Below are 15,764 nucleotides of genomic sequence, written 5' to 3'. Positions count from 1 at the left end.
CACATCATGGCGAAGATCCTCTTCCTCATCACCGCCGCCGACCACTGGACCCTGGCCGACGGGTTCGAGCAGCCGTCCGGCTTCTGGGCCGAGGAGGCCATCGGCCCGTACGGCGTCTTCAAGGAGGCCGGCTACGAGATCGCCGCGGCCACCCCGGGCGGCGTCGCGCCGACCGCCGACGCGCTCAGCCTCACCCCGGACTTCAACGGCGGTGAGGAGGGCGCCGAGAAGATGCGGGCCGCGCTGAAGGAGGCCACCGAGCTGGCGGATCCGATCCGTATCGAGGACGTGGACATCGACGACTACGACGTGGTGTTCGTGCCCGGCGGCTGGGGCCCGATGGAGGACCTCTCCGACGACCCCGCGGCCGGAAAGCTGCTCAGCGACTGGCTCGCCTCCGGAAAGCTCGTGACGCTGGTCTGCCACGGCCCCGCCGCACTGCTGTCCACCGTGGACGCGGACGGCAAGTCCCCGTTCGCCGGGTACCGCCTGACCGGCCTGTCCAACGCCGAGGAGATCCAGAACGGCCTCGCCGACCGGGCGAAGTGGCTGCTCCAGGACCGTCTCGTCGCCGACGTCGGCGCCGACTACCACAAGGGCGAGGAGAACTTCGCCCCGCACATCGAGGTGGACCGCACCCTCATCACCGGCCAGAACCCCGCCTCGGCCGTTCCCCTGGCCCACGAGGTCGTCAAGGTTCTCGGCTGAGCCCCGCAGGCCGACTCCCCGCACCATCGCTCATCGCATCACAGAAAGAGGTAGTACCGATGGACAGCAACGCGACCCTTCCCGGTGTCGGCCAGACCTGGCTGGCGGACCTCGGCCCGGACACCCCGCTCGGCCACTTCACGGTGGAGATCACCTTCGACTCGCAGACCCAGGTCAGCTTCGAGGTGACCGGCGGTGCCATCAAGGGCCGGAAGCAGACGATGGAGTACACCACCACCCAGCTCCGCGACGGCCTCTTCGTCGTGCGCTGGACCGAGCCCGACGCCGGTGACCACGTCACCCACATCGAGGACTACACCGAGGGCACCTGCATGGCCAGCTCGGTCATCGGCGGCGAGTTCGTGCAGCTGCACGGCAAGTGGTCCCGCGTCCGCTGATTCCGCGGGGCAGCGCGTCAGCTTCGTGGTGAGGACTTCCAGGGACAAAACTCTCCCCCTGACAACACCGCTCTCCGATGTCAGGGTGAGGGCATGAACCGCGATCCTCACCGCCACGATCTGGGGGAATTCCTCAAGGCACGCCGCGCAGAGCTCGACCCGGCCGCCGTCGGTCTGCCCGCCGGCGGCTCCCGTCGCGTCGCGGGCCTGCGCCGTGAGGAGGTCGCCGTCCTGGCGGCCATCAGCACCGACTACTACGCCCGCCTCGAACAGGGCCGCATTCAGCCCTCGCAGTCCGTACTGGAGTCCCTGGCCCGCGTTCTGCACCTGGACGAGGACCAGCGCGCCTACCTCTACGAGCTCGCGGCCAAGGACGACTTCCGCCCTCCCCGCCGGCAGCCGCGCCCCAGGACGCAGCCGCAACTGCAGCGCATGCTCGACGACATGGCACACACGCCCGCCTTCGTGATCGGTCCGCGCACCGAGATCGTCGCCTGGAACGCCATGGGCGCCGCCCTGATCACCGACTTCGGGCAGATCCCCGAGAAGCAGCGCTACTACATAAGGCTGCTCATCACCGATCCCGCGATGCGTGAGCTGTACGCGGACTGGGAGGGCGTCACCCGGCTGGCCATCGCCCAGCTGCGGATGCACAACACCAACAACCCCGGGGACACGCAACTCGCCGCCCTGGTAGGCGAGTTGTCGGTCCGGGACGAACAGTTCCGCCAGTGGTGGGGTGCCCACAACGTCGCCGTCCGGGACACCGGGGTCAAGCACCTGCGCCACCCGGTCGTCGGAGACCTCCACCTCGACTGGAACGCGGTCACCTGGGCAGCCGACACCGATCTCCAGATGATCGTCTGGACCGCCGAGCCGGGCACCCCGACCCATGACAGCCTGCGCCTGCTGGCGTCCTGGGCGGCGGACCCGAGCCATGCGGTCAGGAGCAGTTCCGCCTGACCGGCCCCGGCGGTCCCTGCGAGTATTCCCTTCAAAGGGGGAGCCTTTCTTCCTACGCGCCCCGCGCCTAGGAAGAGGCTCTCCCTTCTTCGTGTACGGCATTCCTGGCACGCTCTTCACGAGGCCGACCGCGCCGCGCGCACCCGCCCCCGGTCCGCCCCTCTTCCCACCGGTTCCTCAGCGTCGAGGCGTCCGACCTGCCTGCTCATCCGCCAGGAAAGAGACCCACCCCCCATGTCCCTGACCCAGTCCCACCCCGGGACCCTGCCGCTCGCCGCCCCGGAGCCGCGCTGGACCGCCCGCCTCTGGGCCGTTCTCGCCGTGCTGTGCCTGGTGCTGTTCCTGGACGGTCTCGACGTCTCCATGGTCGGCGTCGCCCTGCCCTCCATCGGCCACGACCTCGGCATGGCCACCGGGTCGCTGCAGTGGATCATCAACGGCTACGTCCTCGGCTACGGCGGCCTGATGCTGCTCGGCGGCCGTACCGCCGACCTGCTCGGCCGCCGCCGGGTCTTCCTCGCCGCGCTGGCCGTGTTCGCCGTCGCCTCTCTGCTCGGCGGTCTGGTCGACGACGGCACGCTGTTGATCGCCACCCGCTTCGTGAAGGGTGTGGCCGCCGCGTTCACCGCGCCCGCCGGTCTGTCGATCCTCACCACGACGTTCCGGGAGGGCCCGCAGCGCAACCGGGCCCTGTCGGTCTTCAGCCTCTTCGGCGCCCTGGGCTACTCGTCGGGCCTGATCCTCGGTGGTCTGCTCACCGGGATCGGCTGGCGCTGGACCTTCCTGATGCCGGTACCGCTCGCCTTGCTCGCCCTGGTCGTCGGTCTGATCCTGATCCCGCGCGACCGCCGCACCGGGACCGGCGGCCAGGACCCGGCCGGCGCGGTCACCCTGACCGCGGGCATGCTGCTCGCCGTGTACGCCGTGGTCACCGCCCCCACGACGGGCTGGACCTCCGCGGCGACGCTCGCCGCCTTCGGCGTGGCTCTTCTTCTGCTGCTCGCCTTCGTCCTGATCGAGCAGCGGGTCCGGCACCCGCTGGTCCGCTTCGGCATCCTGCGCAAGGCCACCACCGTCCGGGCCAACCTCAGCATCGTCGCGCTGATGGGCTCCTATCTCAGCTTCCAGTTCATGATGACGCTGTATCTGCAGGACGGCCTCGGCTGGTCGCCGCTGCGGATGGCGTTCGCGCTGCTGCCCGTCGGCCTGATCGTCGCCGTCGGCTCGCCCCTCACCGGCCGGCTCGTCAACCGCTTCGGCACCGCACCCCTGATCATCACCTCGATGACCTCGGCGACCCTCGGCTACGTCTGGTTCCTGGCCGTGGCCGGCTCCTCGCCGGGCTACCTGCTCGCGATGTTCCCGTCCCTGATCCTGCTCGGCGGCGGCTTCGCGTTCGGGTACAGCGCGATCATGTCCCAGGCCACCGAGGGCATCGACGACTCCGAACAGGGCCTCGCCTCCGGCCTGGTACAGACCTCCGGCCAGGTCGGTGCCGCCCTCGTCCTTGCCGTCCTCACCGCCGTACTCGCCGGAACGGGCGACAGCGGCGCCGACTTCACCGCCTACCGCCCCGGCCTGAACCTGGTGACCGGTGTCGCGGTCACCGGGCTGCTCCTGAACCTGGTTCCGGTGCTGCGCCTCCGCCGCCGTTGAGCCTCGACAGCCGGAAACCTGACCCGGGAGCCGCCCGGGTCAGGTTTCCGTGAACGGCGGTCACGCCAAGTGCTTGGTGAAGAACTCGCGGCGCGATCGAACCGATGCGCGTCAGCAGCGGGAAGTTCATGCACGCCATGGTGCTGGTCAGGGTGAACTGCGTGATGGTGTTGGGGTGGTAGCCGCGCGGTGTGGAGTAGAACTCGCCGAACTCGCGGCCGACGGGGTCGGTGTTCTCGTCGAAACCGGTCAGAGTCCTCCGCGGGCGACAACGCGAGCATCCGGATCCCGCCCAGCGACGCCGCCGACCAACCCGCCGAACGGTTCGACCGCGTCAACGCGATCAACCTGCGCGGAGTGTGGGCCGGTATGAAACACGAACTGCGGCACATGCGCGCCCAGGGCAGCGGCGCCATCGTCAACTGCTCCCCCCTCGGCGGCCTGGTCGGCCTGCCCGGCCGGGCCTCCTACCACGCCTCCAAGCACGGCGTGATCGGCCTGACCACCAGCGCCGCCCTCGAATACGCCCCACGCGGCATGATCACCAAGGGAGAACTCGACCGCGCCGAGGCCGAGGCCAACCAGCCGATCAACCGCCTCGGCACCGCGGAGGAGATCGCCCAGGCGGTCCTCTGGCTGTGCCGTCCCGGCGCGAGCTTCGTCGTCGGCGTCGCCCTGCCTGTCGACGGCGGCTACGTCGCCCGATGACGACGGCGCCCAACAGCGCCTCGTCGCCCAGCCGCATCCTGAAGCGGTCTTGGCTTCCGCCGCCGTAGCGGAGGGGTCGGTGGCCTGCTCGTCCGAGGTGCAGCAGGCGGTGACGCCACAGCACGCGTCCGTCGACGCGACCGAGACGCCGGGCTCGGCGGCGGTGGATGGCTTGACTGCGCGGATGATCGCGGAGTGCATGCCGTCGGCGACCGGGTGGGTGGGGGTGATCTCGACGTCCGTGAAGCCGGCGGCCGCCAGCCCCTCCCGGTACTCCGCGAAGGACAAGGCGCCCGCGATGCAGCCGACGTAGTCGCCGCGCTCGGCCCGCTGCCCGGGCGTGAGGGTGTCGTCGGCGACGACGTCGGAGACGCCGATGCGGCCGCCGGGCTTCAGCACGCGGAACATCTCGGCGAAGACGGCGGGCTTGTCGACGGACAGGTTGATCACGCAGTTGGAGATGACGACGTCGATGGCGGAGGCGGGGAGAGGGATGGCCTCGATGGTGCCCTTGAGGAATTCAACGTTGGTGGCGCCCGCCTTCTGCGTGTTGGCCAGGGCGAGTTCGAGCATCTCGTCGGTCATGTCGAGCCCGTACGCCTTCCCGGTCGGCCCGACGCGCCGCGCGGACAGCAGTACGTCGATCCCGCCACCGGACCCGAGGTCCAACACCCTCTCCCCGTTCCGGAGTTCGGCTACGGCGGTGGGGTTGCCGCAGCCGAGGGAGGCGGCGAGGGCCTCGGCGGGCAGGGCGTCACGCTCGGCGGCGGCGTAGAGGGTGGAGCCGAAGTTCTCGTCGACCTCGACCGGCTCGGGCCCGCAACAGGCGGTACCGCCCTCGGTGACCTGTACGGCCGCTGCGGCGTACCGCTGACGGACGGTTTCGCGCAGGTCGGTGGACTGCTCGCGCATGGCGTCACTCCTGGATGAGACGAGGCGTGGCGCACGTATGGCGCCGCCCCGAACGGCCTGTATTGAAGTTAGTTGATACAACCTTGCGCCTTGGATCGAAGAACGTCAACATAGAGGCATGTCGAAACAAGAGCTTGAGGTGCTCGGCCAGGACGCCGACTGCTGCTCCGGAGTGTCCGCGGCCCCCCTCGACGACGAGCGGGCGGCGGAGCTCGCCAAGGTCTTCAAGGCCCTGGGCGACCCGGTCCGGCTGCGCCTGCTGTCGATGATCGCCTCGCGCGGGGAGGGCGGCGAGACGTGCGTCTGTGAGCTGACCCCCGCCTTCGATCTCTCCCAGCCGACGATCTCCCACCACCTCAAGCTCCTGCGCCAGGCCGGTCTCATCGACTGCGAGCGGCGCGGCACGTGGGTCTACTACTGGGTGCTGCCGTCGGCGCTTGACCGGCTTGCTGCCTTCCTCACGACCCCGACGACGGCCGAGGCGGTCGCGTGACTGCCTCGCTCGGACGCCGTGCCGTGGCTGAGGCCGTCGGCTCGGCGGTACTCGTCGCGATCGTGGTCGGCTCCGGCATCCAGGCCACTGAGCTGTCGCGAGACGTGGGTGTGCAGCTGCTGGCCAACTCGCTGGCCACGGGCTTCGGCCTGGGCGTGCTCATCGTCTTGTTCGGCCCGGTCTCCGGGGCCCACTTCAACCCCGCCGTGACCCTCGCGGCCTGGTGCTCGGGACGCCGCGAAGCCGACGGACTCGCCGTGCGTGACGTGGCGGCGTACGTCCCCGCCCAGATCGCCGGAGCGATCGCGGGCGCCGTCCTGGCCGACGCCATGTTCGGCGAGCCGCTGGTGCGCTGGTCGACGCACGACCGCTCGGCGGGACACCTGCTGGGTGAGACCGTGGCCACCGCCGGCCTCATCCTCCTGATCTCCGGTCTGGCCCGGGTCGGCCGCGACCGCTTCGCCCCGGTCGCTGTGGCGTCGTACATCGGTGCGGCCTACTGGTTCACCTCCTCGACGTCGTTCGCGAACCCGGCGGTGACGATCGGCCGGGCCTTCACGGACACGTTCGCCGGTATCGCGCCCGGCTCGGTCGCCCCGTTCATCGCGGCGCAGGCGGCAGGGGCCGTACTCGGACTGGCGCTCGTGGCGGCGGTCTTCGGCCGCCGGGCCGCCACGCGGACCGATGTGTCCGCCGCGCGGAGCGAGCCCGAACTCACCGCCCCCACCCTCCCCTGACCCGCCACCCAGAGAGACACGACCCCATGAACGCTCCCGCCTCCCCCAAGCCTTCAGTCCTCTTCGTCTGTGTCCACAACGCCGGCCGCTCCCAGATGGCCGCTGCCTTCCTCACGCACCTCGCAGGCGACGCGGTGGAGGTCCGCTCGGCCGGCTCGGCCCCGGCCGACACGGTCAACCCCGCCGTCGTCGAGGCGATGAGTGAATCGGCCATCGACATCTCCGCCGAGTCCCCGAAGATCCTGACCGCCGAAGCCGTCCAGGCATCGGACGTCGTGATCACGATGGGGTGCGGCGACACCTGCCCCGTCTTCCCCGGGAAGACCTACCTGGACTGGACGCTGGACGACCCAGTAGGGCAGGGCGTCGACGCCGTACGCCCCATCCGCGACGAGATCGAGGACCGTGTCCGCGCCCTGCTCACCGACCTCGGTGTGCAGCATCGCGCATGACGCCATCAGGGCTCGTGAACTGCCGCTTTGCGTAAGCGACTTGACGGTCATTTGCTTGGACTGTGGTGCGGGTCACGCGAAATGCGTCTCGCCATTCGAGATGCGGCTGATCGGGGGATCCGGGTTGGCGCCGACGATCCCTCTGGAAGGCAACTTGACCTCGACTCAGGGCATGCGGAGGGCGCGCCGCCCCCGAATTGGACTAGACAACAAACAACCCCCGGGTCAATGACCTGGGGGTTCAAATTGGAGCGGGTGACGAGAATCGAACTCGCACTCTCAGCTTGGGAAGCGACGGCGCTTGGAAGGTCATGTGATCGTTGACCTGCCCTTATGTGGCTCAGTGGCCGCCTCGCGAGAGCTGGGTCGTACCGCTGTCGACCGTGGTTGTCCGCTCTTACGGGCACGCTATGGGCACGGTTCCGGAGCGCGGCGGGCCGAGCGCCGTGGTGGACGGGTTCCGTGTCCGACTCGGTCGGCTCGTATGTTCGGCCGGGGGAGCGTTTCGCGAGTGTAGAGCCAGTCGGTGAAGGGTCTCGCCCACACCTGGCTCACTTGCCGGCTTCAGGGCCGTACCACTGGCGCGCCTGGCCGGTGACGGCGGCGATGCACTCGAAGTCCCGGTCGCGGTGCAGCAGAGTGAGCCCCTTCAGCTCGGCCGTGGCGGCCACCGCCAGATCGAGGGCGCTGCGATGTTGTCCGCGCTGCGTGAGAAGCTCCTGGACCTGCCAGGCGCGGTCGTCGACCGGCACCCGGCCGGAGAGCAGGCGCATGTCTTCGATGCCTTGTGCGCGGTCGGCCGGGGAGCGCGCACGGCAGAAGAACTCCAGCTCGGTGATGGGGCAGGTGGCGATGAGTGCGGCGGCTGCCACCTGGTCCCATCCGCATTGTTCGGCGTCGCCGCGCAGTAGTCGGGCGAGCGCACTGGTGTCGATCAGGTATCGCGCGGCGTTCACCAGCGGTAGTTCCCCTTGTCCTCGAAGAGATCGAGATCGAAGGCGCCCTCTTCCGCCGACGCCGCAGGCGGGTGAGTGCCAGGGCGCGCCGACGGTTCTCCAGCACTTCACGCAGGGCGTCCTCGGTGCACATGACAATCAGGGTGCGCAGTCACAGCTGACCCTTAGAGTGAGCTCATCGCCGCCTGTGGCGGATGTGCCGGGGGCGATTCTCAGGGGAGAGAGTCAGGGGGCCATTGATGTCCGTTTTTCGTGTCGGGTGGGTTCGAAGACGTGCTGCGGCGGGACTGTGCGGAGCGGTGTCCACTGCCTCTCTGCTGCTGGCGCCCGTGCCCGCGGCGACGGCATCGGACAACGGTCCGGCGACGGTAGGGACGGTGTCGTCGACGGACGACGCGGCACTCCGCACCGGGCGGAGCGTTGAGCTGGGAGACGACGGACGCGTCGAACTCGTCGACGGGCGTGACATCCGGGTGACGGCGGATCCGGAGGGCGCCGCCCCCGCACCGCGCTACGCCATCGCCTCGGTCGACGGCACGGTGTCCGTGCGCCCGACGGGGAAGTCCGTGGCCGACCGCACGACCACGACCGCGAAGCTCACGCCGCCCGCGCGAACCGAGGCCGCGCAGAGCGCCCCCACGACGACGTACGCCGCCGCGGCAACCTATGCGGTCAAGCTGAGCATCACCAACGCCGATGTCCGGTCCAAGTTGTTCTACGTCTGGGACCGCAAGACCTGGACGTTCTATGCCGTCGACAGCGACACCGCCGGCGCCTCGTCGACCGTGAAGCTGCCACCAGGTGACTATTTCTCAGTCGCGTTGCACAACGACTGGCAGGAGCCGAGCTATCTGCTCACTCGCACCTTCTCGGTCGGTTCGGCCGCCAAGACGGTCACCTTCGACCAGCGCGCGGCCAAGGAGACCGCGATCCGAACCGACGACACCACCGCGACCAGGGACGCGGCCGCCGTGTGGATCAGCGTCCCGGGCGGCGACCTGGCGGGCTTCGCCGGATCGGGAGCCGACAAGGTGTATGTCACTCCGTTCTCGGTGAGCGGCGTCTCGCTGCGCCTGCACGAGGTGCTCGGCAAGAAGGGCGCCTCGGCGAGTGTGCCGAGTCCTTACCGCTACGACCTCACCCACAGCTTCACCACCACCGTGCCTGCCTCGCCCATCGCGACGGTTCGTGCCTCGGCCCTGGCGAAGACCGTCACGAAGGTGGGTGCCCCGGGTACCCGGACGACGGCCTTCCTGCAGAGCGTCCCGTCCTTCGGCGAGTGGACGGGCGTCTACATCGGCGGCGCGGTGCCGGTTGCCGGTTCGGTCACCGAGTACGCCACACCAGGCGTCACCTACAGTCGGCTGCTGTCGTACGGCACCGGCGAGCTGAGCCTGAACCTCCCGGACCGGACACTGGCAGCGGGGACCAACGTGGGCGAGAGTCTGGGCGCGGCCCCGCTTCAGCCGGTTCGCAGGGAGTGGGGCGGCTCGCAGCGGAACTTCGGGAAGATCGTGCTGTCGGAAGACAACGCCTTCAGCGACGCGGTCGGCCACACGGCGATCGACGGCCGCGCGACGTACTCGTACCAGCTCACCTCCTCCGACGGCGTCACTTACGCACAGGCCACGGGCCTCGACGCGTACCACTCGCTGACGTCGTCGGCCCTGCCGTCGCTGCAGCAGACATACACCCTCGACCAGACCGTCCACCGCCGCGTCCCGTACGCCCGGCTGTCCACGGACGTCCACAACGAGTGGACCTTCCGCTCGTCCTACGCCGAGGGCCGGGAACTCCCGCTGATTGACGCCCGGTTGAGCATCCCGGGCCTCGACGGGTACGGCCGCGCGGCCGCCGGTCCGGTCCAGGTCCAGGCGAGTGCGACCACCCGCGCCACCGACGCGGCAGTGGCGAACACCCGGATCACCGGGCTCGCCTACTCCACGGACGACGGCGCCACCTGGACAGACCTGGCCGTCGCATCGGACGGCTCGGCAACACTCGACCTTCCCGCCACCGCTTCCTTCGTCTCGCTGCGTGTCACCGCCGCCGACGACCAGGGCGGCAGCCTCCGTCGCACCATCACGCGGGCGTTCGCGGGCCCGGCGACCCAGGGCGACGAGACGGCGGGCGCGACCCGCATCTCGAACGTCGTGGTCAACGGCGGCAAGCGGGTCGAGCTCACCGACGCCCCGCTGCAGGAGTTCAGGGCGAAGTTCACCGCCACCGACCCCGCGGGGATCTGGGGCGGTGACATGTACCTCTACAAGGGTTCGTACGGCACCCCCGACGCCGTTCTCTACGGCACCTGGCCGGCGGCCTGCACCAAGGTCAGCACGACCACCTCCACCTGCGAGGCGCACTTCGCCTACATCCAGCCGCGCTGGGCGCTCGGGCGCAACTCCCTGGCCGGGACCTGGAAGTTGGCCGCCTGGGCCGAGTCGGCAGATGGGACAAGCCATGTCGACCTGCACGCCGCCAAGTCGGTGCCCGTCGTGCGCGACGCGACCGTGACGGTCAACGCCGCTCCCGAGCCGGTGGCCAAAGGCAAGACCCTCACCATCACCGGCAAGTTGTCCCGCGCGGACTGGGAGACGCTCGGTGGCTACCACGGCTATTCCGGCCAGAAGGTGACGCTGCAGTTCCGGAAGAAAGGGACGTCCACGTACACGAAGGTGAAGACGGTCACCACTGACAGCTCCGGAAGCCTGAAGACCACGGTGAAGGCGTCGGTGGACGGGTACTGGCGCTACACCTTCGCCGGTTCGTCCACCACTGCACCCATCACCGCCTCGGGCGACTACGTCGACGTCCGCTGACCTCGCCGGGTCCCGGTGCTACGGGCCGGGACCCGCCGACAGCCCTCAATCAGGTGCGTGACGCCCACAGACAGCCACCATCACAGCGATTGCGGAATCGTCGGGCCACCGGCCGGGTTGCACCGCTGTTGACCGTGATCTTCTGGTGTTACGGGTGCGCTATTGGCACAGGTGCCGCATCGCCTTCCGGCATGCGCGCCTGGACCCGCGGATGTTGGTGACATATTCTTCTATGTACATCACCAACATTGCGAGGGACCATATGTCCGTAACCCAGATCGACATCGACGATGACGCCCTGGAACGTGCGATGGCTCTGTCGAAGGTCAGGACGAAGAAGGAGGCCGTCAACCTCGCTCTACGCTTCTACGCCGAACAGCAGGAGCGTGCCGCGCGCATCAGCCGCCACTTCGAGCGTGCGCGTGAGTGGGGTGCCGTCGAGGACGCCGAGCGCCTGCACCGGGCGGAGAAGGGCAGTCGGTGATCTACCTGCTCGACACCTCCGGCCTGGTCCGGCTGCTCCGTGACCCGAAACTGCAATCGGCCTGGTACGACGCGATCGATGCCGGGGCCATCGCGTCCTGCTACGTGCAGCGCGCCGAATTCCTCCACGGCGCTCGGAACGGACGCGAGTACGACGAGATCACGGAGATGTTCACCGACCTGTATCCCGATGCGGCTGTACCGAAGAACGCGGGGCGCTGGATCGGCGCAGTGCAACACCGTATGGCCCAGGCAGGGGAGCACCGCAGCGCTTCGGCTGTGGACCTCGTCATCGCCGCGACCGCAGCCCATCATGGACTGACTGTCCTGCATGACGACGCCGACTATCGCGCCATCGCCCGGCACGCATCCGACCTGACCGAGCACAACGTCCACGACATCGCCTGAGGGATACCGCGCCGCGGCGGGATCGTTGAAGTCCTGTCCATCGGGCAGGGATTTGGGTAACCGAAAGGACTGTGGCGTCCATACACGCCATCCGCCTCTCCAGGGGGACGGGCAGGCTGAGGGCTCACAGGCGTGACTGATGCGGTTGATGCAGCGGAGCCGCAGGCCAGAGGTGCCGTTCGCGGCGGAAACGAGAACCCGTGCCCTCCGCGTGCCCAATCTTCCGTGTGCCCAGCGGCCGGTTCCTGCGGAGAAAACCTCGTCAACGCACAAGCCCCAGGCCGCTGACCTGGGGCTTCAAGAAGAGCGGGTGACGAGAATCGAACTCGCACTCTCAGCTTGGGAAGCGACGGCGCTTGAAGCGGGGAAGGGCATCTGACCTGCGCATACGTACCCCTGGCGTGGTGCCCGGGGGTGCACGATCGAACCGTGGTTGACCGTGCTTCACCGGTCTTATGGGCACGCTGTGGGCACGGCACTCAGCGACGGGTGGGTGCCGCACTGAAGTGGCCCACCTTTTGCGTGAGGGTCGTCCGTGCCGGAGCCGACTACGCGGGGCCGTTGCGTGTGCACATGGATAGCTAGCTCTTTCTGGGACGTCGCACGCCAAGGCGCTCTATGGCCACCCTCCGCCCGAGCTCGCCTGCCGATGCGGAGGGGAGTGGCCAGCGCCTGAGCTTGCGTCGGGAAACTGATCGGTTTACTCTTCTGGAAACCGATCGGTTTCTTATTCTCCGGGAGAGAGTCATGACCGTTTTGAAGGGCGCGCACGTCTTCGTCACCGGCGGCAGCCGCGGTATAGGCAAGGCGTTGGTGGAGGAGCTGTACGCGCGCGGTGCCGGCAAGGTGTACGCCACGGCCCGCGACCCGCGCACGGTGACGCACCCGGACGCCGTCCCCGTGGCCCTGGAGGTCACCGACCCGGCCTCCGTGGCAGCCGCCGCAGCACAGGCGCAGGACGTCACCGTGCTGATCAACAACGCGGGTGCCTCGGTCGGCGCGTCCTTCCTCGACTCCCCGGTCGACGACATACGCCGGGAGTTCGAGACCAACTTCTACGGCCCGCTCCTCGTCGCCCGCGCCTTCGCGCCGGTCATCGAACGCAACGGCGGCGGCCACCTCCTGAACGTGCACTCCGTGCTGTCCTGGATCGCGCTCGGCGGCTCCTACAGCGCCTCCAAGGCCGCCCTGTGGTCGCAGACCAACTCCCTGCGCCTCGAACTCCAGCCGCGCGGCATCGCCGTCACCGGACTGCACGTCGGCTACGTCGACACGGACCTCGCGGCCGGCGTCGAGGCACCCAAGTCCGACCCCCGTGACGTCGCTGCACTCGCCCTCGACGGGGTCGAAGCCGGCGCGTACGAGGTGCTCGCCGACGACATCTCCCGGCAGGTCAAGGCTGGCCTGGCCGGCGATCTGGCGGGGCTGTACCCCCAACTCGCCAAGTAGAGCAGTTTTCTGAGAACCGAAAGGGCATTGCGATGAGTGCGAATTCAGAGACGAAGAAGTTCTACGCCCTGAACATGTTCGACGTGGTTGACCTGGAGAAATACCTGGCGTACTTCAGCCGCTTGCCCGAAGCGGCTCCAAAGTATGGCGGCCGAATGGTGGCCTTCGGCCGCTTCCGGGACAACGTGGCCGGTGACCTCACACCGCGGCAGGTTCTGTTCCTCGTCGAATGGGAGTCCGAGGAAGCGTTTAACAGCTTCCGGGACGATCCCGAATTGGCCGACCTGCATCCGCTGCGGGAGAGCGGGACGGCGTCCTACATCTGGCAGACGTTCGATGGTTCAGACATGACCGACCCCACCGACGTTTCGCTCGACGACGTCCTGGCGGTGCTCAAGCCTTAGCCAAGGTCTGTCGTGAGGGCCCACCGGCCGCGTCGGTGGGCCCTTTGGCTTTCCGGAGGGCGTCAGCCGGCCAGCTGGTTCATCTTGCGGATCTGCTTGTCGAAGACAGTGGCGGGAGCGAGGCGGCGCAGTACGCGCGCGCGTCCGGCCAGGGGGCCGGCGGTGTAGCGCGGCCTCGGCTTCGAGTCGGTCGCGGCCGCCACGATCGCCTTGGCGACGACGGCGGGGGCGTCGCCGCTCCTGACCGCCTCCGCCATCAAGCGGTCGACGGTCTGCCGCCGCTTCGCGTACGCGTGCAGGGGGGTGTCGGGCTTCGCGCTGTTGGCCTCGAATCCGGTCCTGGTGTAGGCGGGTTCGACGATGAGCGCCCGGACGCCGTGGTCACGGACCTCGTGGTCCAGGGACTCGGTGTAGCCCTCGATCGCGTGCTTGGAGGCGGCGTAGGCGGCCATGTAGGGCTGGGGCAGGAACCCGAGCACGGACGAGATGTTGATGATGCGCCCGCGTCGCTGAGCGCGCATGTGCGGCAGAACCTCGTTCACCATGCGCATGACCCCGAAGACGTTCGTGTCGAAGACGGACTGAGCCTGCTCGACGGAGGTTTCCTCGGCCGCCCCCAGCGAGCCGACGCCCGCGTTGTTGACCAGGACGTCGATCCGCCCGAACCGCTCGGTCACCTCCTGGACCAAGGCGGTGACCGAGGTGTCACTGGCGACGTCGAGGCCGAGGAACGTCACGCCGTCGAGCGGGGTGACGCGTGAGGTGTCGCGGCTTGTGCCGACCACGTCGAATCCGGCCGCGACGAGGGCGAGCGCGGTTTCCTTCCCGATGCCGGAGGATGCGCCCGTCACGAGTGCCACCGGCCGACCTGTCGTCATCATGGACTCCCGCACTCGCTCGAAACCGATCGTTTTCCGCTACAGTAAACCGATCGGTTTCCATGTGCAAGGTCGGGCAGGAGGTGGGGTCATGGGCGGGATCACTGCGCAGGAGCGGCGTGAGGACGTCATTCGTGCGGCGATCGCCGAGTTCGCACGCGCCGGCTACCGCGGCACCACCACGGCGACGATCGCCGAGCGCGTTGGCGTCACGCAGCCGTACCTCTTCCGGCTTTTCCCGGACAAGAAGGCGATCTTCGTTGCCGCTCTCGAACGGAGCGCGGAAGACACTCGCCTGGCTTTCGAGAGGGCGGCCGACGGGGTGGAGGGAGGTGGGCGAGCCCGGCAGGCGATGGCGGACGCCTATGCGCAGCTGATCTCTACGAGCCCCGAAACGCTCCTGATGCAGATGCAGGGATACGCCACCGTGGCGGCCGCCGAGGCCCGCGGCGACGACCTGATCGGTCAGGTCGTCCGGGCCGGCTGGATGAAGATCTGGGAGACCGTGCACCAGTCACTCGGCGGTGACGCCGATGAGACCGCGAGCTTCTTCGCCTGCGGCATGCTCTGCAACACGCTTGCGGCCATCGGGCTTCCCTCGGCTGCCGGGCGGTGAGTGGAGGGTTTCGGGCGGTGGTGCGTCAGCGCACGTCCGCCGCATCGAGCAGGGTGGTGACCGTGGGTGTGACGAGCCCGGTCAGGTTGTCGGCCTGAATCCCCGCGCGGGCGCTCGCTCCGTCGAAGACCAGGGTGAGCTGTCGGGCCAGCAGATCGGGATCGCCCGCCCCGCCCTGCTCGGCCTCGGTGCGGAAGAAAGCCGTCAGGTTCGCCTTGACCTGGTGGGCCACGCGGCTCGCGGGGTGCTCCTGGTCCTTGAGTTCGACCTGCACGGCCAGATATCGACAGCCCCGGAAATCGGGCGCCCCTGCCTGCGATTCCACCTGATGGAAAACGTGCAGGATTCGCTCGCGGGGTGGCCGGCCGTCGTCCGCCGCGGGCAGGAGGGTCGCCGCGTAGGCGGCGGCGCGCTCCTTCAGGCTTGCCGCCAGGAGCTCGTCCTTGCTCTCGAACAGCTGGTACATGGAGCGCTTCGACACTCCGGCCGCCTTGCAGAGCGCCTCGACGCCGATGCTGACGCCGTCCCGGTAGGTGAGCGTGGCCGCCGCCTCCAGCAGGCGCTCCCTGGGGCTCAGTTTCACTTCGGTGGTCATACCGTGAGGTTAACCCGGACCGGACGAAATGAAAACCGATCGGTTTCCATGGGTTTGAGGGGGGTCTTCGGCAGGTCTTCGCACGGTCCTCGGAAGGGGCTCGGCGACGGCCTGGGGGAATGGGCCGTC

The 15,764-nt window shown here is 68.8% G+C and carries 16 protein-coding genes and 3 pseudogenes; 14 read left to right on the top strand and 5 right to left on the bottom strand.

The features are described 5' to 3' along the window. Window positions 1-6: 6 nt before the first annotated feature. The 5 genes and pseudogenes from ABZ928_RS10375 to ABZ928_RS10355 all read left to right on the top strand — a co-directional run. Window positions 7-708 carry a type 1 glutamine amidotransferase domain-containing protein gene (locus ABZ928_RS10375; RefSeq protein WP_361516726.1) on the top strand — a complete coding sequence of 234 codons (702 nt, stop codon included), beginning with the start codon at window positions 7-9 and terminating at the stop codon, window positions 706-708. A 59-nt stretch (window positions 709-767) separates the two neighbouring features. Continuing rightward, window positions 768-1,106, top strand: coding sequence for a hypothetical protein (locus ABZ928_RS10370; RefSeq protein ID WP_361516724.1), 339 nt, complete (start codon window positions 768-770; stop codon window positions 1,104-1,106). A gap of 93 nt (window positions 1,107-1,199) precedes the next feature. Beyond that, window positions 1,200-2,069: a helix-turn-helix transcriptional regulator gene (locus ABZ928_RS10365; protein WP_361516722.1), complete on the top strand. Its 870-nt coding sequence runs from the start codon at window positions 1,200-1,202 to the stop codon at window positions 2,067-2,069. A 234-nt stretch (window positions 2,070-2,303) separates the two neighbouring features. After that, complete coding sequence (locus tag ABZ928_RS10360; protein WP_361516720.1) at window positions 2,304-3,725, top strand: MFS transporter; 1,422 nt, start codon at window positions 2,304-2,306, stop codon at window positions 3,723-3,725. 261 nt (window positions 3,726-3,986) lie between these two features. Further along, window positions 3,987-4,433, top strand: a pseudogene (locus tag ABZ928_RS10355) (SDR family oxidoreductase); the annotation flags it as partial. 165 nt (window positions 4,434-4,598) lie between these two features. Here ABZ928_RS10355 and arsM read toward each other — a convergent pair. Further along, window positions 4,599-5,345, bottom strand: a pseudogene (arsM, locus tag ABZ928_RS10350) (arsenite methyltransferase); the annotation flags it as partial. A 118-nt stretch (window positions 5,346-5,463) separates the two neighbouring features. Here arsM and ABZ928_RS10345 point away from each other — a divergent pair. From ABZ928_RS10345 to ABZ928_RS10335, 3 genes are read left to right on the top strand one after another with little or no spacing between them, the layout of a single operon-like run. Next, window positions 5,464-5,838: a metalloregulator ArsR/SmtB family transcription factor gene (locus ABZ928_RS10345; RefSeq protein ID WP_361516719.1), complete on the top strand. Its 375-nt coding sequence runs from the start codon at window positions 5,464-5,466 to the stop codon at window positions 5,836-5,838. Further along, entirely contained in the window at window positions 5,835-6,575 is a 741-nt protein-coding gene (locus ABZ928_RS10340; protein WP_361516717.1) for an aquaporin, read from the top strand. The genes ABZ928_RS10345 and ABZ928_RS10340 overlap by 4 nt, the downstream gene beginning before the upstream one ends. Before the next feature lie 26 nt (window positions 6,576-6,601). Then, window positions 6,602-7,027 (top strand): arsenate reductase ArsC, encoded by a 426-nt coding sequence (locus ABZ928_RS10335; protein WP_361516715.1) that lies wholly within the window; start codon window positions 6,602-6,604, stop codon window positions 7,025-7,027. A 551-nt stretch (window positions 7,028-7,578) separates the two neighbouring features. Here the strand turns inward: ABZ928_RS10335 and ABZ928_RS10330 are convergent. Then, window positions 7,579-7,983 carry a PIN domain-containing protein gene (locus ABZ928_RS10330; RefSeq protein WP_361516713.1) on the bottom strand — a complete coding sequence of 135 codons (405 nt, stop codon included), beginning with the start codon at window positions 7,981-7,983 and terminating at the stop codon, window positions 7,579-7,581. Beyond that, window positions 7,980-8,101: pseudogene (locus tag ABZ928_RS10325) on the bottom strand (type II toxin-antitoxin system VapB family antitoxin); the annotation flags it as partial. The gene ABZ928_RS10330 and the pseudogene ABZ928_RS10325, both read right to left, overlap by 4 nt. A gap of 181 nt (window positions 8,102-8,282) precedes the next feature. On the opposite strand from ABZ928_RS10325, the gene ABZ928_RS10320 reads away from it, so the two are divergent. From ABZ928_RS10320 to ABZ928_RS10300, 5 genes are all read left to right on the top strand, one after another. Continuing rightward, window positions 8,283-10,802 (top strand): hypothetical protein, encoded by a 2,520-nt coding sequence (locus ABZ928_RS10320; RefSeq protein WP_361516711.1) that lies wholly within the window; start codon window positions 8,283-8,285, stop codon window positions 10,800-10,802. 262 nt (window positions 10,803-11,064) lie between these two features. Continuing rightward, a complete protein-coding gene (locus ABZ928_RS10315; protein WP_361516709.1) occupies window positions 11,065-11,286 on the top strand; it encodes a type II toxin-antitoxin system VapB family antitoxin in 222 nt (73 codons plus the stop codon). After that, window positions 11,283-11,693 (top strand): PIN domain-containing protein, encoded by a 411-nt coding sequence (locus tag ABZ928_RS10310; protein WP_361516708.1) that lies wholly within the window; start codon window positions 11,283-11,285, stop codon window positions 11,691-11,693. The genes ABZ928_RS10315 and ABZ928_RS10310 overlap by 4 nt, the downstream gene beginning before the upstream one ends. Window positions 11,694-12,440: 747 nt before the next feature. Beyond that, on the top strand, window positions 12,441-13,142 hold the full coding sequence (locus ABZ928_RS10305) for an SDR family oxidoreductase (RefSeq protein ID WP_361516706.1): 702 nt from the start codon (window positions 12,441-12,443) through the stop codon (window positions 13,140-13,142). Window positions 13,143-13,174: 32 nt separating this feature from the next. After that, on the top strand, window positions 13,175-13,546 hold the full coding sequence (locus tag ABZ928_RS10300; protein ID WP_361516704.1) for a DUF1330 domain-containing protein: 372 nt from the start codon (window positions 13,175-13,177) through the stop codon (window positions 13,544-13,546). 62 nt (window positions 13,547-13,608) lie between these two features. Here the strand turns inward: ABZ928_RS10300 and ABZ928_RS10295 are convergent, their stop codons facing one another. After that, window positions 13,609-14,424: an oxidoreductase gene (locus ABZ928_RS10295; RefSeq protein ID WP_361517624.1), complete on the bottom strand. Its 816-nt coding sequence runs from the start codon at window positions 14,422-14,424 to the stop codon at window positions 13,609-13,611. Between the two features lie 91 nt (window positions 14,425-14,515). On the opposite strand from ABZ928_RS10295, the gene ABZ928_RS10290 reads away from it, so the two are divergent. Further along, window positions 14,516-15,040, top strand: coding sequence for a TetR/AcrR family transcriptional regulator (locus ABZ928_RS10290; RefSeq protein WP_361516702.1), 525 nt, complete (start codon window positions 14,516-14,518; stop codon window positions 15,038-15,040). Between the two features lie 25 nt (window positions 15,041-15,065). Here the strand turns inward: ABZ928_RS10290 and ABZ928_RS10285 are convergent, their stop codons facing one another. Beyond that, window positions 15,066-15,635: a TetR/AcrR family transcriptional regulator gene (locus ABZ928_RS10285; RefSeq protein ID WP_361516700.1), complete on the bottom strand. Its 570-nt coding sequence runs from the start codon at window positions 15,633-15,635 to the stop codon at window positions 15,066-15,068. Between the last annotated feature and the right edge of the window lie 129 nt (window positions 15,636-15,764).

Source organism: Streptomyces sp. NPDC046909, assembly GCF_040644695.1.
In the GTDB taxonomy this organism is placed as follows: Bacteria; Actinomycetota; Actinomycetes; order Streptomycetales; family Streptomycetaceae; genus Streptomyces.
The sequence above is the reverse complement of the archived record's forward strand: the minus strand, read 5'-3'. Positions and strand labels throughout refer to the sequence as shown.